Raw genomic sequence first — 22,284 nt, forward strand, 5'->3', positions numbered from 1 at the left:
CGCAAATGAATGTTTCAATGCTTAGAACAAAAATCCACCGTGCAACAGTTTCAGGCGCTGACCTTAATTATGAAGGATCTATCAGCATCTGCCCTGACTTGATCAAAGCTTCAGGCTTATTGATCAACGAACGCGTTGATATTTACAACTGCAACAACGGCGCACGTTTTTCAACATACGTAATCAAAGGCAATAAAGGCGAAATCTGCCTAAACGGCGCAGCGGCCCGTCACGTGCAAAAAGGTGACTTAGTTATCATTTGCTCTTATTGCGGTATGAGCTTCGAAGAAGCGCAAAAACATAAACCAACAGTCGTCTTCGTCGATGAAAAAAATCGTGTTAAAGAAAAGCGCGCTGAAAGCAGAAAGAACAATAAATAGTTCTGCGAAACGCAAAATAAAAAAGGGAAGCTTCACCGCTTCCCTTTTTTTATCATCAAACCAAAAGATCGAGTCGTGCCAGCCCATCATTTGCTAGCGATTACAACGTGATTTCGCCTTTGGGTTTAATTAGCATTTTGACATTCAGTGCTTGAGCTAAATCAGTATCAAATTCTTCGGAGAACAAATATTTAAACAAGTCTTCGCTCGACACCGTACGATCCCACCCGATCACTTGCATCTTAGACTTTCTTAAGCCGTAATAATCCGTACTGACAGCACCATAGCAGTTGGCGAAAAGAATATACTTTAAGCTTTTACTGCGATTCTTATTGAAAACGCTTTTAGGCAAAGCTTTTTTTGAAGAGTCATAAATCGCACCATCATTCGAACCGTGCGAGTTCCACACGATTGCTGACGTATGCGGATTACTTACCGCCTCTTGAAGATCAGGAGTAAATGCAACCACATTAATAATCGTTCTGAAACCCCGAGCCGCTAACCATTTCGCAACAGAATAATAACGAGAAAAATCTTTCTTCGTCCAATCGTCATCTAGATCGCCAATCAGATAATAGAAATCACCGTTAGGATAGTTCTTACGATAAATAACCTCTGCCGCGTTCGGTGAATCTGCAGCGGGTGCCATATTTCTGCTGATGTCTTTGGAATCCGTAAATTCAAATACCAAATTGCGGACGGCATGAGTATTTTCACGAAGCTGTTTAGCGAAAACCAACAAGTTCTGTTGATCTGTTTTCGCCAAATCCAATTTCACTTTCATGTTGATAGCTTTATCTGCAGCACCTGCTGTGCTGAAAGCTCCCATGATTAAGGCAAAAACGACGAGTGTCTTTTTGAGACATGATTTCATATCATTACTCCTTGTTTCGACTTGCGCTCCGTACTACGCACTAAGAAGCAAAGCCGAGGCCATGCATAGCGCTCTAAAAGACAACGTATTTCACCCTACCCGGGTACTAAGGTTCCAAAGCTGAAAAACGCTCGACAGATCTGTAGGTCAGGATTTCGCAAATCTAACAGTCTCAGAGTGAGAAGGCCTCTCGCACTCCTAAATAGTTGACCCCAGCACGCTTCTTAGAGAAAGTGCAGGGGCTATGGGAATTACTCTGCTGCAAGTCCAAGATGGCCACAAAGCCTTTGGCTCGAAAATTCTATTTGAAGAAGCGACGTTCGCAATTAACGAAGGCGAACACGTCGGTGTCATCGGTCCCAATGGTGCCGGCAAATCAACTCTGTTCAAAATTCTGGTCGATCAAGAACACCTTGATAGCGGCCTGGTTACAAAATCACAGCAATTGCGCTTGGGTTACTTAGAACAAGAATCAGACTGGAACGTTGACGACAAGGTTGAAGAATATCTTGCCAAGAATTGCATCAAGCCATTGTGGGAACTGAAACAATTCGGTTTGAAGCTTGGTTTGACAGAGCAACACTTTCAATCTCACCTAAAACAGCTCAGCGGTGGTTACCGCATGCGCGTGAAGCTTTTGTTCTTGATCGGCCAAGAACCGAACCTGCTGCTTCTGGATGAGCCAACCAACTTCTTGGATCTTGAGACGCTTCTAGTCCTTGAAAACTTCCTGCAAGAATTCAAAGGCGCATTTCTTTTGATCTCGCATGACCGCGAGTTTTTAAGACGCGTGACGGATCATATTCTTGAAGTTGAATCTGGTGACATCGTGAAGTTTGCAGGAAACTTAGATGACTACTTCGAACAAAAAGCGATGTTGAACGAGCTTTTGCAAAAACAAGCACTCAGCCAACAAGCCAAACGAAAATCCATTATGGATTTCGTTACACGCTTTGGTGCGAAGGCTACAAAGGCCCGCCAAGCACAAAGCCGCTTAAAAGCTTTGGAAAAAATGGAAGTGATTGAGCTCAAAGCGGCTCCGACTCACTCACATATTCAAATCCCTCCGGCAAGTCCTACCGGCAAAATGATTTTAGAACTTGAAAACGCACAATGCGGTTACGGTGATAAAGTTATTTTGAAAGACGTGAATGTCCGTTTAGAACGCGGCAATCACCTTGGCATCGTGGGTTTGAACGGCGCGGGCAAATCGACATTGCTTAAATCATTGGGGGAACAAATTCCTCTTTTAGGTGGTGAACTTAAATGGGGCCATCAAGTTCGTTTTTCTTATTTTGCACAACACACCCCTGAAGCATTGAATGCAGAACACACGGTCCTTGAGGCGATGGCTTCGGCAGCTCATAAAGACGTGACTCAACAGGAAGTTTTAAATATCGCGGGCAGTTTGTTATTCAGCGGTGATAGCGTTCATAAGAAAGTAAAAGTTCTTTCGGGTGGTGAAAAGTCTCGTGTTGCCTTGGGGCAGATTCTTTTGCAGAAGTCGCCATTACTTTTGCTGGATGAGCCAACCAATCACTTGGATTTCGACACTGTTGAAGCGATGACGACTGCGTTGGAACAATACGAAGGCACAATCGTCACGGTCAGCCATGATCGTGGTTTCATCGGCCGCGTTGCCAATAAAATTTTAGAAGTGAATCACGGTAAACTGACATTGTATCCAGGAACGTATGACGAATACGTCTGGAGTCTTCAGAAAGGATTCCTTTCTGAACGTACCATGGACGTAGTGGACAAAAAGAACGCAATTTCTTCCGAAAATGCGGCGGAAGCTCCGAAATTTAACTACAAAGAAGAACGTAAGCGCCTAGAAGTACAGATCAAGAAAGCGCAAAAGTTGATTGAAGACTGCGACAAGAAGATTGCAGAACTCGCGAAAAAAAGAGACGCTTTAAATGAATCTCTTGTAAGCGGTGGCGGCAATAACGCAGCTTCATTGGCTAAAGATCTGCACGATACCAGTGCGATGATCGATGAGCTTGAAATGAAGATGCTTGAAGCTATGGAAGAACAACACAGCTTCGAGAACGAATTAAAACAGCTTATTGGCTAGGGACTTTAAGGAATGAAAAAGGTTTTTCTATCTTGCACGTTGCTCTTCACGGGTCTTCTTCTGACTTCTTGTACGAGCTATTTTAAAAGACAAAGCTGCGAGAGTATCAATTGGTATGAACACGGTCGCCAAGTCGCTTTGCGCGGTCAATGGTTGAATGCCGATCAGACTTTGCAAGAATGTCGCAAAGTTGAAGCGAACGTCAATGAGTCGCAAGTAGATCTTGGTTTCAAATCAGGTATGGGCGAATACTGTACGCCGCAAAAAGCTTATCAAATCGGTAAAGCAGGAGACGCTTTCCACCGCGATATCTGCGAAGGTCCGTCGATCACAAGTATCCTGAACAAATACACACAAGGTATTAACGATTACTGTTCTAAAGCGAATGCTTTTGCAGCAGGTGCTTCCGGCAAGAAATATCAAAACGTGTGTTCAGTGAAACAAGAAAAAGACTTTTTGCCTGGTTACCGCAAAGGCAGAAAGAAATTCGTCGAATCACAAATTACTGACAAAGAAAATCAACGTCAGCAATTGAACTTCACGATCGTGACAAAACAAGCTGATTTGAACAATGCTTATGGCGAACTTAATAATCTGCAAAACCGCAGAAGCTTCCTGGAAATGCAAAGAAGCAACGCTTTAGCAGCGCAGAATCCGACACAGGCAGGCTATATCGAAGGTCAGATTAATTCTTTGACGACAGATATTAGCTTGAAACAGTCCGATGTGAATTCTAAGAAAAGTGATCTTGAGTCCGTGCGCAAACAACAAGATCAATTGGGTGCGGATATCTCTGCATTCAGAGCTGAGCTTCCAAGCTTAGACGAAAACTAAAGTCTATCTTGTCCTGGGATGCGGAACCATTCGATCGCATCCACGAAAGCCTTGGGCTGATAAGCGTTTGCTTGTTGGCTCCAACGCACTTCCTTCCATCCCAAACTTTTGAACGACGGATTTTCAACGTCACGTTTTTGAATGAATTCGAAGACGTTACTGACTTGTTCCAACTCTGCTTTCTTCATCAACAATGATGGCAAGTGGAACTGAACAAAAGCGACGCCTTTGTTTTGAATTCCAAAACCTTCTGCACCATCCGATAAGAACATGCCGTATTCGACCGCTTTGCTGTGATCACAACGATCCACAACCAAAAGTTTTTCTGTCGTGTCGGCATAATCCATCACATAGCTAAAGTTATAACCACCGCACTTTTCAACGATCGTGCGATTCGCACGAATTTGTCCAAAGGTTGCAAGCGGGATTGGATATTGCGCTGGCAGCATCCATAAGTTGTTCTGATCACGCAAAGCAAACTGCAATTCAGGATGCGCTTTTGCGATCTTTCTGAATTCGGCAAAAGTTTTTGAATCGTCACTCAGTGGCTCTTGGCTAACCAACAAAACGTCAAATGATGCTTCGGCAAAAGCATCTTGGAAACCACTTGAGCGCAGTTCATTCGTTAAATTCGCAACAAACGTTCTGTGGGCTACAGAGTCCTTCGCAAGTTTAGAACTTGAAATGAACAAATTCGTATTCTTGATCGCCTCTGCCGCTTTGACTAAGGTCTTTTCTGGCATCGCACTCATGATTTGTTCAGTCACCATTGGCAATGGAATCGAATGATCAGCGCGCAAGATACGCACTAAGTTTCCAACGAATTCATAACGATCTTTCATGGAAAGCTTCATGTACGAATGAATCCAGTTTGAGACTAGCAACGGGCGAAGACTCAGTTCTGTGACTTGTTCTTTCAACTCCCCTTCAGCGTCTGCAACATTTTGGCAAATCGCGAAGTGCTCGGACTGCTTCCATGAAGATTCACAGTAGGAGGGAACGGATTTTAAAATATACGGCCACTTCACTTTACGAATGGCTGTCGTTAAGTGTGTATTTGGGTCGCCAATATCAAGATCACCCGATTGCAAATACACCAAGAAATCTGTGAAGACTTCTTCCATCAGATCTTGTTGTGCAAATAAAGTTTCATTGCGCTCGCGGTACCAGATTTTAGCCAACGCCTTTTCCAGATGCCCTGGAGCTTCCAAAAGCTTACTGCCAATGAACAGGTGATGACCCTGGATACGATATAACAATGGATGCTCGTCCATGATTGTTATTTGAATTTTTTTATAGAACGGCTCAATGCTTTCAAGAAGCTTTTCTGTTTGTTGAATACGAGTGCCAAGCTCTTTAGCTTGCTGGCCAAAGTAAGCGCTATAGGGAGTTTCCTTGTTCACGGCGCAACGATAGATCGTGTCGCTTCCTTTATCGGAAAGCTTGTCTATTCTTTCGACAACTTTGGAATCGATACAAAGCGGTCTGCGGGTCATTTGCAAGACCAACAGGCTAAGTACCCCAAAACACGCGAAACTAAGATATGTAAGCCAACGTGAAATCATACAAAGGTGAAAGGTTGCAATCTCGAGACCACAAGGTCCGGTTAACCGAAAGCCACCTTGCCCTTGTCCAAGGCTTCGATGAAACTGGAAGTACCTATGAAACACTCAGCACTTCTTTTATTTTTTGTAGCAAGCCAAGCCTTCGCGAATGTGGAAACTCTTATCATCGGCGATTCGCATGTTGTCGGGCCCTTCGGTGAAAATATGCATAAGATTTTCCGCGAAACGACAAAAGAAGATACGCGCACAATCGGTCTTGCTGGCGCATCACCTAGCAACATGGTTGCGACAAATGCGAAAGGCAGAACCTTGAATTATGGCTTTGCAGATCGCAATAATGAAAACGAAAGACTGATCAAAGGCGGCAACCCTGCGGAGTTTCCAGAACTAGGTCCGTTGCTTCAAAAAACAAATCCTAATCGCATCATCATCGAGCTTGGGGATAACTTTGCGGATTACCGCTCTGGCAGCGCCGCTTCGGATGCTTCAGCAAAAGCGCAAGTGAATCTAATTTTGAAAGAGCTTGATAAACAAGGCTCAAAAGCTTCTTGTTATTGGGTTACACCAACATGGACAGACAAACCAGGCAGCAAGCCCTACCAAAAAAGCAACGAGCGTCTGTTGCAATTGATCGCGCTAATCAAGAAAACAGCGCAACCACGTTGCACAGTGATCGACAGCGCCGAAGGTATCGGCATCGGAAAAGGTGATATTAAAACTGGTTCAGACGGTTTGCACTTCGACGGCACAAACGGAAAAAAATGGGCTGAAGCCGCAGCTAAAAAAATCCAAGAAATCGAAAAATCAAAACAAGCCAAATCCCCTGCGCAAAGTGTTCCAAATAAATCGGGAGCAGTACAATAAATCCCATCTTTCTTGGGACATTTATAATTACATTCTAGATAGGTCGAAAATTTCTTTGTAAGCCTCTTTAAAGACATATCAACGCGTCCGATAGATTTGATATGTTCTCAGAATTTTGTTTATCTCACTTTGGTATCAATAAGAGTCGCCTAGGAGCTTTGCTGTTGCTAAGCATGCTCTGTTCTTTGAGCGCATGCTCATTAGACGCTGACATCGCTTCATTGGAAAAAGCGCTTTCCACTAGTTTTTCAAAACCGACAACAGCCGAAGTAACTCCAGCAAGCACACAGAACTCTTACACAACTCGCGGATATAAAGTTCAAGCTTCATTAAGCTATCAAAATACCAATTCAGATGGAACGACAACTCGAGGATTCAAAGTAAATACGAACGTTCAAGGCTCAATCTTCAAGGAGTGAGAACCATGAAAACACCATGCATCTTTCTTGGAAATTTAGTGTTCGCCTTGTTGCTACCCACTTTCACTTGGGCAGGCGCGGTTATCACTTATCATGGTCGACTTCTTGATCAAAACGATCAACCACTGGAAGCAGCGAACGTGACATTTCGCATTCGCATTTTTAGTCCGAGTCCTAAAAAATGTCTTCTTTACGAGGAAAGTCGAACTGTAAATATGACGGCTTCACAAGGTGTGTTTGTGATTCCAATCGGCGACGGCTCAGGCACTCGTTCGGGCGACGATCCGGGTCTTACGATCGAAAATATTTTCGCTAATAATGGTACGACTATTTCTAATTTGGTCTGTAACTCAACGAGTTCTTATACTTCTCAGACATTAGATCAACGCGAAATGATTGTTTCATATGATGATCATACAGGATATGGCTGGGACAATCTTCCTTCCATGGCTTTAAATTATGTGCCGTTTTCTGTGAACTCTCACGATACTCAGAATGTGGGTGGTACTGCTGCAAAATCTGTATTGCGTGTCGTAGATCCAAATCCCGCAAATCCTGCATTCGATGCCACGCCTTTAACGCCCGCTGGTTTCACGCAGTTGATGTCGTTAATTAACGGGACGTCTACTCAATATGAAAAAGCCGGAAAACTCAATGGCACAACGGTTCCATCGTTAACTAACGGGCAAGTCCTTGGCTGGAATGGTGGAGCTTGGACTGCGGTAACGCCGATGACTTCCTATACAGAGACCGACCCTTCGGTAAAATCTTTTGCAAAATCGAACCTGCCGACTTGCGCTGCAAATTCATTTTTAAAAAATGATGGTTCTGGAAATTTGGTGTGCGTGGTCGCTTCAGGAACAGCATCAGGCACAGTCACAAGTGTGGCTGCGGGAACAGGATTAAAAACGGATCAAGCAAGCAATGCCGCTATCACTAGTTCGGGAACGCTTGCCGTCGACGTAGGAACCGGCGCAAATCAAGTCGTGCAATTGGATTCATCAAGCAAGTTACCGGCAGTGGATGGATCGCTTCTAACGAATGTTGTAGCTTCTAGTTTATCAAGCTCAGCTTCGATTAATATTTCAGGAGATATCGTATCCAGTAACGGCAACATTCAAACGAATAAATCGCTCACGGCCAAAGATGCGCTCTATCTTTATGATGCGAAAACTCCAACACCAAGTTCTGTTGGTTTAAAAGCTCCTGCAAACGTAACGGCCAGTTATATTCTAACGTTGCCGACAGCCCAGGGTACTTCAGGCCAAGTACTTGGAATGAGCGCAACGACAGGGCAGCTTTCTTGGATCAGCCCGAGCACAGGCACAGTGACAAGTGTCACTGCAAGTGCGCCACTTGCTTCAAGTGGAGGCGCGACTCCTAATATTTCTTTGCCAAAAGTGGATGCAACTCAAGACGGTTATTTGTCTAAAACGGATTTCAGCGCTTTCAACAATAAGCAACCGGCTGGAAATTACATTACAACATTAACAGGCGATGTGACTTCCTCCGCATTCAGTTCGGGATCTGTGACCACAACAATTGCAAACAGCGCAGTGACGGCAACGAAAATGAATTTTGGTGGAGTGAATAGCGCGACGTCAAATCTTGTGGTCAGCGATTCGACCGGAAAATTTTATTCTTTTGGTTGTAGTACTGCCGGACAGGTCGCTACTTGGACTGTCGCGGGCTGGGGTTGTGCTGCGACCAGCATTAATGCTTTAAATGATTTACCTGACGTCTATGTGTACGCTCCGGGCAACGTCATCTTTTTTGGGCCTGGTACTTCCCCTCCGGCGACAGAAAGCGGTGGTACGGGCGGAAACACAGTATTCGGTGCTAAGGCAATGGCAGTGAATCAAAACGGTGGTCAGAATACCGCGTTTGGCGCAGAGACGCTTTCTTCATCGACCTCAAGCTCTGAAAACTCTGCCTTTGGTTGGCAGGCACTGCTGTCAAATACAACGGGACAACTCAACACTTCAATTGGCGCTGAGTCGATGATCGGCAATACGACCGGCAGCGAAAACTCTGCAATCGGTACCGGCGCACTTGGGGGCATAGGCAGCGGCAATAACAACTCCGCCATCGGTGCTTGGTCAGGACAGGGACTCAAATCGGGAAGTTATAACGTCATCATCGGTTCTCAAGCTGTGGGCAGCTCGCCGAACTCTTCAACATTTAATAACAATACGATTGTTGGTAGCCGCTCTGCACGCTATCTAACAACTGGTGCAGATGCCAACGTTGTTCTTGGTTATCAAGCCGCTAACAACTTAACGACCGGTGCAAACAATATTATTATTGGCAATAACATCAGCGCGGTAACTGCGACTTCAAGTAATACACTGAACATTGGAAATTTGATTTTTGCAAATAGCGTTGACGGCACGGGCACTACTTTATCGACAGGCAAAGTCGGTATTGGTGTGAACAGCCCAGCTTATAAACTGGATGTTGCCGGAGACATTAACACTTCAACGTGTTTCCGCATTGGTGCATCCGTTGTTAGCGGCACCTGTGCCTCGGATCAAAGATTGAAAGAAAATATTCAAGATTACTCTCAAGGACTTAAAGAACTTCTGAGTGTTCGCTTAAGAACATATCGCTTCAATGGCTTGGGTGAAATGCCTAAAACTGGTGAAACAGCTGTTGGTGTTATCGCGCAAGAACTAGAGCAAACAAATCCCGATCTTGTGAAGCCGCGTTTGGTGAAAATGCATCCAGAAGATACCGAACTCACTGAAATTAAAACGGTCGATTACTCGAAGTTTTCGTACATGCTTATTAACGCCGTGAAAGAGCTCTATGCAAAGCTTGTTAACCAAGATCAGTCTCTTGAAATTCACAATAGACAAATCCTTGCTTTGCAAAAAGAGAACGCCGAACTCAAAGCCCGCTTAGACCGCCTGGAAAAGTCCATGCAGGGTTCCCAGTAACAAAACAGGCCTGTTGCCTAAATTGTGACAGCTAAAAACGCATATAAAGCTTCTGAGAGGGGAATAGAACCTGCAATTCCCCGCCTTGTTATTAATATCAGGAGGTTTTATGCGTAAGTCTTTGATGGTTTTGGCTTTGCCAATGTTGTTCGCTACGACTCAAGTTCAAGCATCGGCTTTTGATTCTTTGAACGATCAACAATTGCAAGAGCAAGCCTACTCTCTTTTAGAAAACAACGCGGCCTCTATCCGCATGTCTGGCGACGTTCATGACAATGAAAGACTGACGGATATCTTGGGCAAAGTAAAAGCTCGCAATGAAGAGATCATGAAGCGCCTTGAAGAAGGCCGTGATCTTGAAAATCTAGAAAGCCCGATTTCAAACGTTGATACAAAATGCGAAGTGCAAAGCGATAAGAAATCTGCAGACTGCACGACTTTTATTTCATACAGCCCAATGGGTGAAACTGGTATTCAATTCAGAGTGATCCTGGATGCACAAGGTAACGCTGTAGACATCGTTCGCAATGTGCTTGTTTCTCGCGGTGACTAAGAATTAAAGAACTTTACCAAGCGGCTTGAGTTTTCCAACCTTGCCGACTTTTGATGGAAGTGGATGTTGGATTTTTTCTGCCATCCACGGATTTATTTCAAGAAGCTTATCAAGATTCAAACCTGTCTTCACGCCCATACCATGGAACATGTAAACCACGTCTTCAGTTGCAACGTTGCCCGTTGCACCTGGAGCGTAAGGGCAACCACCTAAGCCACCCAAGCTTGCATCAAACACCGTAATACCCATGTCGTAGGCCGCAAGAATGTTTGCCAACGCCTGCCCACGAGTATCGTGAAAATGTCCCGCTAACTTTTTCGCAGGGACAACCTTCTTCAATTTTTTAAACAACGAACGAACCTGCCCCACATCAGCAACACCAATGGTATCGCCGATTGAAAGTTCATAAACGCCCATCTTATGCATTCTTTGCGCAAGCTTCACAACACGCGCCTCAGGCACTTTGCCTTCGAACGGACAGCCAAAGCATGTTGAAAGATAACCACGCACTTTGATTTTATGTTTCTTCGCTAAAGCCATCACCGGCTCAAAACGTTGGAAACTTTCTTCAATCGTGCAGTTGATATTTTTCTTAGAGAATGATTCTGAACACGCAGCAAAGATTGCGATTTCTTTCACACCGGATTTGATTGCATCCAGCATTCCGTGTTCATTTGGAACCAGCACAGAAAATTCTGTCTTCTTTGGTAGCGCACCTGTTTTTTGCAAAGCAAAAGTCTTTGCTAAGATTTCAGATGTGCCCGCCATTTGCGGAACCCATTTAGGTGATACGAACGAACCAATTTCAACTCGTTTCGTTCCCGCTTCAATCAATCGTTTTGCGAATTCAACGCGCGTGTCAGCATCCAAAACGGTTTTCTCGTTTTGAAGTCCGTCACGAAGTCCCATTTCAACAATAACGACTGCGTTCTTTTTCATAGGCTTACTTTTCGGCAGATGGTTTCATTTTCACAAGGGCTTTACCTAAAGCCACTTGCTCGCCAACCGCACATGATACTGATTCAATTGTACCATCGATTTCGCTCTTCAGTGTGTATTCCATTTTCATGGCTTCCATCACAAGCACGGCTTGGCCCGCTTTGACTGCTGAACCCGCAGTTAAAAGAATCTTAGTTACTTTACCTGGCATTGGGGCCGCGATTGTATCCGAAGAACCACCGCCACCAGCTTTTTTACGAGACTTTTGTCCAGAGCCAGCGTCCATTGTGAAGGTGCGACCATTTACGTGCACCCACAAAGTGCCCTTCATAAGTTGCGCTTGGGCTTTGTGATCAACACCGTCGATTCTTACTTTAACTTCCATTAGACACCTCTCCAGAATGAAGACCATGGAGACGAAACACCTGCTGTCATCGCCGCAGAACCTTCAGCCGTTGCGACACCACGAACTTGTGCCAAAGCACCCGCTGCGATTTTCTTTTCAACTTCAGTCAATTCAGGTTCTTTCAAAGCTTCAGCAAAATACGTTTCAATAAAGCGAGTTGTCATTGTGCCCATCACGAATTCTTTGTGTGAAAGAATTTCGATCAAGTATGGAATATTCGTATGCACACCAAACACAACAGAGTCTTTCAACACGCGGATCATTTTTTGAATCGCACGCGGACGATTTTCATCCCACACAATCACTTTCGCGATCATCGGATCATAGAACGGAGTGATTGTGTCGCCTTCATCAAAACCATATTCATAACGACGGCCTGGGCCTTCTGGCCAAGCTACGTGACCCAACAAACCTGTTGAAGGCACACCACCCATGAACGGATTTTCAGCGTAAATACGACACTCGATAGAATGACCACGAGGCACACGCACTTGTTTTGGATCGTGCACGAAATCACCTTGCGCCGTCAGGATTTGCATTTTCACTAAATCCACACCCAAAACTTCTTCCGTCACTGGATGTTCAACTTGCAAACGCGTATTTACCTCAAGCAAATAGAATTCACCGTCTTGCAATAGGAATTCAACTGTGCCAGCACCTTTGTATTTTCCCAAAGTTGCAATCGCACATGCAGCTTCACCCATGCGACGACGAAGATCGTCCGTCAATGAAGGCGAAGTCGCTTCTTCGATAATTTTTTGGTGACGTCTTTGCACTGAACATTCGCGATCAAAGAAATGAATCACTTGCCCTGTGCTATCGCCGAATACTTGGAACTCGATGTGTTTAGCGCGATCCAGATATTTTTCTAAGAAAACTTTTGGCGAACCAAACGCTGATTGAGCTTCACGTTGTGCGGACTCGATCAACTCTGCCGCATCTTCAATTTTTGTGATCAATTTCATACCACGACCGCCACCGCCTGCTGCGGCTTTCACGATCACTGGCAATCCGATTTTTTTAACTTGCTCAATCAAGTGCGGAACATCTTGGTGTTCACCTTGATAACCAGGCACAAGTGGCAAGCCCGCTTTTTTCGCAAGCTCTTTACAGTGAACTTTGTCACCTAAAGAACGAATCGCTTCAGCAGAAGGACCGATGAAAGTGATACCAGCTTTTTCAACTGCTTCAGCGAAATCAGCATTTTCAGAAAGGAAACCGAAACCTGGATGAATCGCTTGCGCGCCACCAGCTAAAGCTCCGTTGATATTTGCTTGAATGTTTAAATAACTTTCGGCTGTTGGCGCTGGGCCGATGCAGATTGTTTTAGTCGCCATTCTGTAAGCGCGAGAATTGATGTCCGCTTCAGAGTGTAGAAGAACCGTTTCGATTCCCAACTCTTCGCAAGCTTTGATAATGCGAACCGCGACTTCACCGCGATTGGCAATGGCGATACGAGTAAATTTAACAGGCATTTTCGTCATGGTGCAAAAGCTCCAATTTAAGAGCTTTATCTATAATGGCGAATCGCGGTTAAGGCAACGAAAAGAGGAACAAATTCCCTAGGCCGCCTGGGGTTTTACGAACCCATCCATCGAACTGAAAACCTTCTCCTCTAAGCCTTTGGAGTTAAACGGTTTTAGCAAGAAGCCCTTAATATTGTACTTACTGGCTTCTTTAATTCGTTCTGTGTCCGCAAGACCGCTCATCATCAGCACGGGAGTCGCTATTTTCAACTCTTCGCGCAAATATTTAAGGAAATCCAGGCCACTTGATTTGCCCAGTTTTACATCAAGCAAAATGATGTCAAAGGTGTTGGCTTGGACCAGAGTTTTAGCCTCTTCAGCGTCTTGCGCCCCCAGGACATTGCAGTGACGACGCGACATAATTAACTGAATTGCCGAGCGAATCGTTGGTTCGTCATCAATCGTCAATATCAACGGTTTGTCTTTCAGTTGTTCCATACTAAGCCGCCTTCTTCATAATTTCCCGAGCAAGCTGCTCGGCTTTAAAAGGTTTCTGGATGAACTTCACTGCATATCGATTTCGTAGTTCCGTAATTTCAGAGCTCTCTGCATAACCGCTAGAAAACACAAACTGAGCGTCAGGAGCCATTTCGCGCATCTTGTGGAAAGTTTCGATGCCGTTCATTTTTGGCATAATCGCATCCAAGATAATAATCTTAAAACGCTCTGGATTTTCTTCAAGCGCTGCCAATGCCAATGAACCGTCTTCATAAGCATGCACACTTGCACCGTAACGTTTTAGAATATCACTGCCCGCTTTACGCATTGTCTCTTCATCGTCAGCCAACAAAATGTCTTGGCCTTGTAAGAATGTTTTTGAAGGAATCGACAAACCAGAAACTGGTGCTTCACGGAAAGCCACTTTACGCGAGCGTGGGAAATACAAATGGAAAACCGTGCCGTGACCTTGTTCCGAATACAAACCCACTGCACCTTTATGATTTTTCATAATCCCGTAAACCATCGACAAACCTAAACCCGTGCCCGAGCCCGGTTGTTTTGTCGTAAAGAATGGTTCAAAAACTTTTTCCTGGATCTCTTTCGGAATACCAGAGCCGTTGTCTTCGATCGACAAACGCACATAGCTTCCTTTGGTCACCGATTTATGAACGGCACAGTAGTCTTCATCCGCTTCAACGTTTGTAGCCGAAATCTTGATATGACCACCCGTTGGCATCGCATCTTTAGAATTCACGGCCAAGTTCATCACCACTTGGAAAATCTGTGTCGAATCGCCTTCTGTCGGCCACAAGTTTTTATCCAGATCGATCGCCACCGTGATTTTTTCGTCCAGCGACGGTTCCAACAAACTCACCGCTTCTTCGATTGTCTTTTGTAAATCCACGATCGTATGTTCGTAGTTACCTTTACGCGCAAACGCCAAAAGCTTTTTCGTAAGTTCCGCACCACGTTCAGCACTTGTTTCAATCACGTTTAAAGAAGAAACCAAATGCGGATCATTGGCGTAATCTTCTTTCAAAAGACTTGCGTAAGCTAAGATACCACCCAACATATTGTTGAAGTCATGTGCCACACCACTTGCCAACTGCCCGATGGCTTCTAACTTTTGAGATTGCATCAATTGACGTTGCGTATTCGCTAACTCTTCCGTGCGCAGTTGCACATTTTTCTCGATACGCTCGTTCATCATTTCAAGTTGTACTTGGCGCTCTGAAATCGCACGCATTTGCTCTTGCACTCTAATACAACCTGGAATTAAGAATGAAATCTCGAAGACCACCCACGCAGAATGCTCCATCCATCGCCAATGACTTACAGCCTCGACGCCAAACACAGATGATGGCCAATAAATTCCACGCAGTAAATGATCTACTGCCGCAACGGCCGCAGCTGTCACTAAAACTTTCCAATCGCGATAAAACGCAAGGAAAGCCAATGAACCAAAGATATGAAAATGCGTTTCTATGCGACCACCAGTTAAGTGAATCAACAACGCCGACATACCAATTTGAGTGACTGCGACGACGTGACGAGTGATCTCTTCAGCGGGACGTAAGATGATAAAACTACACGGCAAGAAAGTAAGAAGACCACCCAATACAAGAGCTGCCCATACATGGGGATGCAATGTGGAAACGTTGCCATTATAAGTTGTCGGAGTCAGGAAGATTGCACAACCAATCGCGAACATCCATTGCGCCACCATCAAATACGAAAACAATTTGTCTGTACGATGAAAGTTTTCGCTTCTAATCGCCACATACATCTTTTGTATACGTTCTTGTTCACGTTTGTTTAATTCTTCCATAACTACTTTCTAAAGATGACAGCCAAAGGTGGGAGTTCTTGCAAATGCGCTTTTAATAAATGGACCCGTCACAATGCGGGCGATCTGTTGAGCACCAGGATTGTCACCCTGATGACCGCGACTATCTGTAATGCCGCCTTGGAATAACAAATTTCCCTCTGGCGCATATAACATCGTTTGTCCTGACGTCAGCGCACCAAAAGTTTTTGCAACTTTACGATTTAGATCTTTTTCAACTTCAACATTAGCAATCGTGCGCGCTTGTTTTTCAATAGCTTGGCCTTCAAACGCATCTTGCGGATCATATGAAATGAAAACTTTTACTGCGACTTGCGCCCCAAGCTTCGACTTCAGCTTCTCTAACTCCGCAAGAGTCGCCTGCGTGCACGTACATTTAGGATGAGCAAACACCAAGAGTGTTGGAACTTGTTTATCAAGGAAAGTAGAATTCACCGAAGCGGGAAAACGCTCTGGCGCGGCGACTTGATCGCCTGGTGTGAAGTTGTATTGCTCGAAGAAGTAAAAGCCCAGCACCAAAAGCGTTCCAGAGAGGACCAAACTCATCATAGAGAGAGTTGATCTTTTCATATGCCTAACTTTTCGGCTTTTATTACAGAACCTTAATTCACTTTTAAAAAAAATTTTACATCTAGACGAAGCGAATTGAATTAACCCACTACGCGATCTGATTCAACTCGCTTAATTTTTCTGACACAAAATGATCCACCATGTTTTGGAAACGAGCGTGCAAGCTCAACAAGGCAACATCTTTTGCAATTAATTGAACTAAACGTAAATCTTCCTCGTTGAAAGGAACATTTCCACGCTTGTCAGAGAAGGTCATCACACCGAGCATTTCGTTCCCAATAATCAAGGGACACAACAAGCACGAGCGAGTGCGATATTCATTCGATTTAATATGAGATCTTTCTTCACTCGTCAGACGATCTTCTTTCTTAAAGTCATCGACCAGCAAAGGACTGCGCGTCTTCCACACACGACCAATCAAACCGTGCTGAGGATCGACTTCCAAAGCGACTTCTTTCAACTTATTTGTCGGTCCATAAATCGCTTGCGCACGCAAATGCGTATCGCCGCCTTTTAAATCCGTTAGATAAATTGTCGAGCGTTCCGCATTTAAGAATGAACAAATTTTTTCCTGAATGTTCGAAAGCTTATCTTCATAAGATTCGGCTGAACATGTAATCACTGAAACTTTTTGCATCGTCTTCATCGCATGGTCTTTACGAAGATGCGATTTTTCTTGGAAGACGAACCCAAACATCAAGAAGACGGTAAAATACAATGGAAATGCCACTGGGAAAAAGACATCCAGAAACTGCGCAATGCCGTCGATTCTCCAGCCTGGCGACATTTGCGAAATGATTGCCGCTGTCGACATCGTCACCAGAACCCAACGACGAAGGTCATTTATTGGAAGTGGCGCAGAACGACTGATACGTGAACCCACTAGATAGGTAAAATAAACGGACGCGCCAATTGAAAACGCCAGTGCTGCCACTCGTAACGCTTCAAATTCATGCTTGTACGACAGGAAAACACCTGAAAAAACAAATGCCGCAAGACCCAGATTCGCTAAGACCTCGATGCGACGTTTTTCTTTTTCCAAAGCTTCTAAGGCAACAAATGGAAATGCCACAAGACCTGCAGCTAAAACATTAATTAATTGCAGATGCTGGGTTGTTAAACCCGTGACAGCAACAGGGATTCGTTCAACCAGACTTAAACTACCTACGGTAAAAACCATCGACAAATATAATAGACGACGATCTTGCGGTTGGAACATCCACATCAACCACAAACTGCTAGCCAAAATAGGATTTAAAATAATCAGATTCTGCCAGCTTGAAACGAAGTGAATCAAGCCCGTCGGGTCCGTAAAACCATTTTTAGGCAGCAAGAACACAGCCCACAAAATCAAACCCGCAAGGCCAACAAGGCCTAAGCTTGCAAATAACAGACTATTTTGCAGAGTGATTTTCTTGGGAATCCACTTCTGAACTTGCGAAGAGAAAGAAATAGTTTCGCGATTATTTAACCACGGAAGTTCAACGGAATAACTGGCAACCGGTCTTTTAATATTTTTAAGCTTACGCGCTTTAAGAGGTTTGAATTTCAAATCCAACTTATCGCTGACTTGATCGACAACCTGTTGGCTAACGCAAATGCCACCCGCAGGAGCGATTTTTTCCAAACGCGAAGAAACGTTAACGTCATTACCAAAGGCATCTTCGTCTGTCGCAATGAAATCACACAGGTGAATACCGATACGAATTTGGAATCGTTCATCCTGCATGCCACCTAAGTTACGTTGATAAAGTTGCGACTGAATGTCGTAGGCACACTTTACGGCCTCAAGCACGCTTGGAAACTCAATAAAGAATCCATCACCAAGAGTTTTGATTTCACGACCACCATAAGAGGGGAAAATCGAGCGCAAGATATTGCACTTTTGGCTGAGCAAGTTCATCGCTAAATTTTCGTCGCGATGAAAAATCGCGCTATAGCCCACGATGTCCGTAAACATCAATGCAGCTAATCGGCGACGATCTAGTGCGGGACTAAATTTAACAAAGGACCTACTGGACAACGACATGTCCATGATATCGGAGTATGCTTTTATTTCTTAACTAGGACATCACGGACACAAGTTGTAAGTTTCTATGATTGTGTCGGGACTTCCGCCGTTCGAGATGTGAGGGAACTTCCAGAAGAAGCCACCATCACGCATAAAATCGCCATAAGCTGAAGACCTGAAAGTTTCTCGTTTAAAAAAACGAATCCCATCAAAGCCGCAACCGCAGGTTCTAGACTCATCAAAACACCAAAAGTTTTAGAGGGAATTGAACGTAATGCGATCATTTCTAGCGAATATGGAAGCGCGCTCGACAAAACAGCAACCGCCAAAGCAGATAACCAAATCTGCAAGGTATAATCAGCAAAATGCAATTGTGGGATCGCCGTCGGCGTCACCGTTAAAGCTGCGAAGAACATTCCTAAAGCCGTCGCACTTCCGCCGACGATAGATCTTCCCACTTTTTTCGCGAAGACGATGTAAAGACCCCAGAAGAATCCCGCCCCCAACGCCAACGCAACACCTATCACGTCAATGCTTGATGAAAAATTCGCATGCGGCAGAATCAAAACAATTCCTAAACCCGCAAGCAACGCCCACACAACATCAAGCGCTTTCTTAGAAGCGAAAGTTGCAACTGCCAGCGGACCTGTGAACTCTAAAGCGACCGCGACACCAAGAGGAATTCTTTGCAGCGCCAAATAGAAAAGCAAATTCATTGCACCCAAGGACATGCCATAAAGTGCAACCACGCCCCAGGTATTTTTCGTCAGCTTATGTTTCCACGGTTGAAAAATCACAAGCAATAAAAGTGCAGAGATCCACACTCGTAAGAACGTTGTGACCCCTGGGCCTAGTACTGTAAATAATTGTTTGGCAAAACTCGCTCCGCCTTGAATGGAAAAAATCGCAATCAAGACAAGAATAATGGACTTTAGTTTCTCCACGAAGGTTCACGCTTTTCAAGGAAGGACTTCAGCCCTTCTTGACCTTCAGCGCTTGCGCGGCGTTCAGCAATCAAGTGAGTCGTGCGATCGCGTTGTTGTTCCCAAGTCATATTGCCGATATCGTTCAAAAGCTTTTTGGTTTCACGAACAGCTTCAGGGCCGCATTGTTTGTAGTTATGAACAACCTTTTGCAAAGCTGTATGGCCTTCACCCGCAGGAACAACTTCAGTCACAAGTCCCGCTTGTTGGGCGATATGTGCGTTGAATACAGTCGCTGACAACATCAAAGGACGAACTTTACCGGCAACTGCTTTACGCGCAACAAAGGCACTGATCACGGCAGGAGCAATTCCCAATTTCACTTCACTGAAACAAAACTGTGTGCCCTCTTCAGCGATAACTTCGTCACAGACTGCGATCAAACCTAGCGCGCCACCAAAAGCTGCGCCATGAACCATGCCCACAACAGGCAAAGTGCAGCGTGCGATTGCCTCAAACATATTGAATAGAACCAACGAGTCTTCACGATTCTGGATGTAAGAGAAATTCACCATCTCTTTCATCCAATTTAAATCAGCACCTGCACAGAAACTTTTGCCTTCGCCTTGCAAAACGATGACGCGAAGATCTTTGCGGTGTTCAAGCTCATGAAACGTCTGTGTGATTTCTTGAATCATCTGTGGATTAAAAGCATTGCGCACGTCAGGTCTGTTCAACTTTACGTAAGCGACATGATCTAACTCAGTGACATTCAAAAAATTCATACAGACTCCTTTAACCCGACTACATTCTAAACACGCCTTGAGTTTTTTCTCCCCAAGACTTGTTCAAACTTGCTGCAATACCTAGTGCCAAAACACGACGCGTGTCTGCTGGATCAATGATACCATCGTCCCACAAACGTGCTGAAGAATAATAACACGAGCTTTCGTGTTCATACCTTTCTAGTGTCGGACGCTTGAATTCCGCTTGTGCAGCGGCATCCATCGTTTGTCCTTTAGCAGCCATTTGATCTAATTTCACAGTCAGCAATACGTTAGCAGCTTGTTCGCCACCCATCACGCTGATCTTTGCATTCGGCCACATCCACATTTGGCGTGGTTGATAAGCGCGACCGCACATACCGTAGTTACCCGCTCCGTAAGAGCCCCCGATGACAACAGTAAATTTTGGAACATGCGCATTTGATACAGCCATAACCATTTTCGCGCCATGTTTCGCAATACCTTCATTTTCGTATTTCTTACCGACCATGAAGCCCGTGATATTTTGCAAGAAGATCAATGGAACTTCACGTTGCTCACACAACTCGATGAAGTGCGCTGCTTTCAAAGCAGATTCACTGAACAACACGCCGTTGTTCGCGATGATCCCTACTGGCATACCCCAAATGTGTGCAAAACCTGTCACCAAAGTTTTGCCGTACAACGGTTTGAATTCATGCAAGCGTGAACCATCTACAATACGCGCGATAATTTCGCGAACGTCGAATGGCACACGGCTGTCTTTAGGAATCACGCCATAGATTTCTTTTGAATCAAACAATGGCTCTTCAATCGGCATCGTTTTCAATTGCACAGCTTTGTTGTGATTCAAGTGCGCAACGATGGAACGCGTGATTTCAATCGCGTGATTGTCATCTTCTGCGAAATGATCTGTGACACCCGAAGTTTCACAGTGGACTTGCGCGCCACCAAGCTCTTGCGCATCAACGATTTCACCTGTTGCTGCACGCACCAGTGGAGGACCACCCAAGAAGATTGTACCGTTTTCTTTTACGATCACAGTTTCGTCACTCATCGCAGGAACGTAAGCACCACCCGCAGTACATGAACCCATGACAACCGCGATTTGTGGAATGTTCGCTGCAGACATGCGCGCTTGGTTGTAGAAAATTCTGCCGAAATGATCACGGTCTGGGAACACGTCTGCTTGCATCGGCAAGAACGCACCACCCGAGTCGACAAGATAAATACATGGCAAACCGTTTTCGAAGGCGATTTCTTGTGCGCGCAAATGTTTTTTCACTGTCATCGGGAAGTAAGTACCACCCTTCACAGTCGCATCGTTCGCAACAATCACACACTCAGTTCCGTGCACCACACCGATACCTGTCACAACGCCAGCACCCGGTGCTTGGCCTTCGTACATATCCCATGCTGCCAAAGTTGAAAACTCAAGGAAAGCTGTTCCGCCGTCCACCAAAGCTTCAATACGTTCACGCGCCGTTAATTTGCCGCGCGCTTTGTGTTTCTTAGTGGCATCCGCACCACCGCCTTGTTTTACAAGTTCAACTTTTTCACGCCAGTCTTTTACGATGGACAACATCGCATCTTGATTGGCTTTAAAGTCAGCAGAGTTCGTATCAATGTTACTTTCTAAAATTTCCATAAAACCTTTTTACTTAAGCAAGTGCCGGCGTGTGTTTGAATTTTAATTGCAAAACAACAGAGCCAACTGCTTGATCGTTCTCATCATAAATTTTTACTTCAGCTTCAGCTTGCGCCTCACGCTGATCACGAACTTCCGCCAAAACCACTTCGCGAGTCGTTTCTGGAAGCTCCATACGCAAACGGCAGTCCGCTGTTTGTGTTTTGAAAAACTCAGCCTGCGTTCCCGCCACTGAAATTTCAAAATTGCCCAAAGGTGCGTGACGCATCCACAATAATTTTGCTGCTTCAATCGCCGCTGTGATCAAAGCGCCTTCGTGCATTTGTTTGGTGTCGTTCAAGTTTCTTGTACGTGAAGGAACAACCATCTCAACTTGGTTATCTGACAAGCGAGAGATTCTCAATCCCATTCCCGCAGAAAAGGGGCGAACGATATCCAAAGCATAACTCAAGGCAGCATGCGAGGCCTTCGGGGAAACCTCTTCCAGCAAGGCCGCCAGGTCAGCAGCACTCAGGCGGATACCGCGTTCTTCCAATTGCGTCTTCAAGCCATCTTTAGCCTGCTGCAATTGCTGACGCAAATTTTGCTCAAGCTCGATCCCTTTAGACATTAAGATTGTCAGCCATTGTTGGTTCATGAGATATCCTCCGTGACCGCTTACACTTCGGGTTGAAAAAAATGAAATATCATGCTCGGATAAAGATG

The 22,284-nt window shown here is 44.9% G+C and carries 20 protein-coding genes; 7 read left to right on the forward strand and 13 right to left on the reverse strand.

Annotated features, from left to right (window positions below):
• Window positions 1-5 precede the first annotated feature (5 nt).
• Window positions 6-380 (forward strand): aspartate 1-decarboxylase, encoded by a 375-nt coding sequence (gene panD / locus DOE51_RS17270; protein ID WP_142697771.1) that lies wholly within the window; start codon window positions 6-8, stop codon window positions 378-380.
• Window positions 381-480: 100 nt separating this feature from the next.
• Here panD and DOE51_RS17275 read toward each other — a convergent pair whose 3' ends face one another.
• Window positions 481-1,254 (reverse strand): hypothetical protein, encoded by a 774-nt coding sequence (locus DOE51_RS17275; protein ID WP_142697772.1) that lies wholly within the window; start codon window positions 1,252-1,254, stop codon window positions 481-483.
• A gap of 244 nt (window positions 1,255-1,498) precedes the next feature.
• Here DOE51_RS17275 and DOE51_RS17280 point away from each other — a divergent pair, with 244 nt between their 5' ends.
• Window positions 1,499-3,331, forward strand: a complete 1,833-nt coding sequence (locus tag DOE51_RS17280) for an ABC-F family ATP-binding cassette domain-containing protein (RefSeq protein WP_142697773.1) — start codon at window positions 1,499-1,501, stop codon at window positions 3,329-3,331.
• Window positions 3,332-3,343: 12 nt separating this feature from the next.
• Window positions 3,344-4,165: a DUF2799 domain-containing protein gene (locus DOE51_RS17285; RefSeq protein ID WP_142697774.1), complete on the forward strand. Its 822-nt coding sequence runs from the start codon at window positions 3,344-3,346 to the stop codon at window positions 4,163-4,165.
• Here the strand turns inward: DOE51_RS17285 and DOE51_RS17290 are convergent.
• On the reverse strand, window positions 4,162-5,730 hold the full coding sequence (locus DOE51_RS17290) for a hypothetical protein (RefSeq protein ID WP_142697775.1): 1,569 nt from the start codon (window positions 5,728-5,730) through the stop codon (window positions 4,162-4,164). The two genes, DOE51_RS17285 and DOE51_RS17290, sit on opposite strands and share 4 nt — an antisense overlap.
• Before the next feature lie 96 nt (window positions 5,731-5,826).
• Between DOE51_RS17290 and DOE51_RS17295 the strand changes: the two genes are divergently transcribed.
• From DOE51_RS17295 to DOE51_RS17310, 4 genes are all read left to right on the forward strand, one after another.
• Window positions 5,827-6,594, forward strand: coding sequence for a hypothetical protein (locus tag DOE51_RS17295; protein WP_142697776.1), 768 nt, complete (start codon window positions 5,827-5,829; stop codon window positions 6,592-6,594).
• A 185-nt stretch (window positions 6,595-6,779) separates the two neighbouring features.
• Window positions 6,780-7,013, forward strand: a complete 234-nt coding sequence (locus DOE51_RS17300) for a hypothetical protein (RefSeq protein WP_142697777.1) — start codon at window positions 6,780-6,782, stop codon at window positions 7,011-7,013.
• 5 nt (window positions 7,014-7,018) lie between these two features.
• Entirely contained in the window at window positions 7,019-9,952 is a 2,934-nt protein-coding gene (locus DOE51_RS17305) for a tail fiber domain-containing protein (protein WP_142697778.1), read from the forward strand.
• A gap of 109 nt (window positions 9,953-10,061) precedes the next feature.
• Entirely contained in the window at window positions 10,062-10,505 is a 444-nt protein-coding gene (locus DOE51_RS17310; RefSeq protein WP_142697779.1) for a metalloproteinase domain-containing protein, read from the forward strand.
• Window positions 10,506-10,508: 3 nt separating this feature from the next.
• Here the strand turns inward: DOE51_RS17310 and DOE51_RS17315 are convergent, their stop codons facing one another.
• The 11 genes from DOE51_RS17315 to DOE51_RS17365 all read right to left on the reverse strand — a co-directional run bounded on the left by DOE51_RS17315 (window position 10,509) and on the right by DOE51_RS17365 (window position 22,216).
• Entirely contained in the window at window positions 10,509-11,444 is a 936-nt protein-coding gene (locus DOE51_RS17315; RefSeq protein WP_142697780.1) for a hydroxymethylglutaryl-CoA lyase, read from the reverse strand.
• A gap of 4 nt (window positions 11,445-11,448) precedes the next feature.
• Window positions 11,449-11,829 (reverse strand): biotin/lipoyl-containing protein, encoded by a 381-nt coding sequence (locus tag DOE51_RS17320; protein WP_142697781.1) that lies wholly within the window; start codon window positions 11,827-11,829, stop codon window positions 11,449-11,451.
• Window positions 11,829-13,325, reverse strand: coding sequence for an acetyl/propionyl/methylcrotonyl-CoA carboxylase subunit alpha (locus DOE51_RS17325; RefSeq protein WP_142697782.1), 1,497 nt, complete (start codon window positions 13,323-13,325; stop codon window positions 11,829-11,831). Before DOE51_RS17325 ends, DOE51_RS17320 begins: the two co-directional genes overlap by 1 nt.
• 87 nt (window positions 13,326-13,412) lie before the next feature.
• Window positions 13,413-13,814 carry a response regulator gene (locus DOE51_RS17330; RefSeq protein ID WP_142697783.1) on the reverse strand — a complete coding sequence of 134 codons (402 nt, stop codon included), beginning with the start codon at window positions 13,812-13,814 and terminating at the stop codon, window positions 13,413-13,415.
• Window position 13,815: 1 nt separating this feature from the next.
• Complete coding sequence (locus tag DOE51_RS17335) at window positions 13,816-15,645, reverse strand: ATP-binding protein (protein ID WP_142697784.1); 1,830 nt, start codon at window positions 15,643-15,645, stop codon at window positions 13,816-13,818.
• A gap of 9 nt (window positions 15,646-15,654) precedes the next feature.
• Complete coding sequence (locus DOE51_RS17340) at window positions 15,655-16,212, reverse strand: redoxin domain-containing protein (RefSeq protein WP_168196483.1); 558 nt, start codon at window positions 16,210-16,212, stop codon at window positions 15,655-15,657.
• Between the two features lie 109 nt (window positions 16,213-16,321).
• A complete protein-coding gene (locus DOE51_RS17345) occupies window positions 16,322-18,268 on the reverse strand; it encodes a GAF domain-containing protein (protein WP_142697786.1) in 1,947 nt (648 codons plus the stop codon).
• A 59-nt stretch (window positions 18,269-18,327) separates the two neighbouring features.
• Entirely contained in the window at window positions 18,328-19,188 is an 861-nt protein-coding gene (locus tag DOE51_RS17350) for a DMT family transporter (protein ID WP_142697787.1), read from the reverse strand.
• Window positions 19,176-19,952, reverse strand: a complete 777-nt coding sequence (locus tag DOE51_RS17355) for an enoyl-CoA hydratase-related protein (RefSeq protein ID WP_142697788.1) — start codon at window positions 19,950-19,952, stop codon at window positions 19,176-19,178. The genes DOE51_RS17350 and DOE51_RS17355 overlap by 13 nt, the downstream gene beginning before the upstream one ends.
• Before the next feature lie 19 nt (window positions 19,953-19,971).
• The gene (locus DOE51_RS17360) at window positions 19,972-21,579 is read right to left on the reverse strand and encodes a carboxyl transferase domain-containing protein (protein ID WP_142697789.1); all 1,608 of its coding nucleotides are present in this window, start codon (window positions 21,577-21,579) and stop codon (window positions 19,972-19,974) included.
• Window positions 21,580-21,592: 13 nt separating this feature from the next.
• The gene (locus tag DOE51_RS17365; RefSeq protein ID WP_142697790.1) at window positions 21,593-22,216 is read right to left on the reverse strand and encodes a YiiD C-terminal domain-containing protein; all 624 of its coding nucleotides are present in this window, start codon (window positions 22,214-22,216) and stop codon (window positions 21,593-21,595) included.
• Window positions 22,217-22,284: the final 68 nt, after the last annotated feature.

Origin of the sequence: Bdellovibrio sp. NC01, assembly GCF_006874625.1 — a bacterium.
In the GTDB taxonomy this organism is placed as follows: Bacteria; Bdellovibrionota; Bdellovibrionia; order Bdellovibrionales; family Bdellovibrionaceae; genus Bdellovibrio.

What these genes read in the sequence shown, in the direction of transcription:
- panD (WP_142697771.1), top strand. Translation starts at nt 6, where the DNA reads ATGAATGTTTCAATGCTTAGAACAAAAATCCACCGTGCAACAGTTTCA.
- DOE51_RS17275 (WP_142697772.1), bottom strand. Translation starts at nt 1,254, where the DNA reads ATGAAATCATGTCTCAAAAAGACACTCGTCGTTTTTGCCTTAATCATG.
- DOE51_RS17280 (WP_142697773.1), top strand. Translation starts at nt 1,499, where the DNA reads ATGGGAATTACTCTGCTGCAAGTCCAAGATGGCCACAAAGCCTTTGGC.
- DOE51_RS17285 (WP_142697774.1), top strand. Translation starts at nt 3,344, where the DNA reads ATGAAAAAGGTTTTTCTATCTTGCACGTTGCTCTTCACGGGTCTTCTT.
- DOE51_RS17290 (WP_142697775.1), bottom strand. Translation starts at nt 5,730, where the DNA reads ATGATTTCACGTTGGCTTACATATCTTAGTTTCGCGTGTTTTGGGGTA.
- DOE51_RS17295 (WP_142697776.1), top strand. Translation starts at nt 5,827, where the DNA reads ATGAAACACTCAGCACTTCTTTTATTTTTTGTAGCAAGCCAAGCCTTC.
- DOE51_RS17305 (WP_142697778.1), top strand. Translation starts at nt 7,019, where the DNA reads ATGAAAACACCATGCATCTTTCTTGGAAATTTAGTGTTCGCCTTGTTG.
- DOE51_RS17310 (WP_142697779.1), top strand. Translation starts at nt 10,062, where the DNA reads ATGCGTAAGTCTTTGATGGTTTTGGCTTTGCCAATGTTGTTCGCTACG.
- DOE51_RS17315 (WP_142697780.1), bottom strand. Translation starts at nt 11,444, where the DNA reads ATGAAAAAGAACGCAGTCGTTATTGTTGAAATGGGACTTCGTGACGGA.
- DOE51_RS17320 (WP_142697781.1), bottom strand. Translation starts at nt 11,829, where the DNA reads ATGGAAGTTAAAGTAAGAATCGACGGTGTTGATCACAAAGCCCAAGCG.
- DOE51_RS17325 (WP_142697782.1), bottom strand. Translation starts at nt 13,325, where the DNA reads ATGCCTGTTAAATTTACTCGTATCGCCATTGCCAATCGCGGTGAAGTC.
- DOE51_RS17330 (WP_142697783.1), bottom strand. Translation starts at nt 13,814, where the DNA reads ATGGAACAACTGAAAGACAAACCGTTGATATTGACGATTGATGACGAA.
- DOE51_RS17335 (WP_142697784.1), bottom strand. Translation starts at nt 15,645, where the DNA reads ATGGAAGAATTAAACAAACGTGAACAAGAACGTATACAAAAGATGTAT.
- DOE51_RS17340 (WP_168196483.1), bottom strand. Translation starts at nt 16,212, where the DNA reads ATGATGAGTTTGGTCCTCTCTGGAACGCTTTTGGTGCTGGGCTTTTAC.
- DOE51_RS17345 (WP_142697786.1), bottom strand. Translation starts at nt 18,268, where the DNA reads ATGGACATGTCGTTGTCCAGTAGGTCCTTTGTTAAATTTAGTCCCGCA.
- DOE51_RS17355 (WP_142697788.1), bottom strand. Translation starts at nt 19,952, where the DNA reads ATGAATTTTTTGAATGTCACTGAGTTAGATCATGTCGCTTACGTAAAG.
- DOE51_RS17360 (WP_142697789.1), bottom strand. Translation starts at nt 21,579, where the DNA reads ATGGAAATTTTAGAAAGTAACATTGATACGAACTCTGCTGACTTTAAA.
- DOE51_RS17365 (WP_142697790.1), bottom strand. Translation starts at nt 22,216, where the DNA reads ATGAACCAACAATGGCTGACAATCTTAATGTCTAAAGGGATCGAGCTT.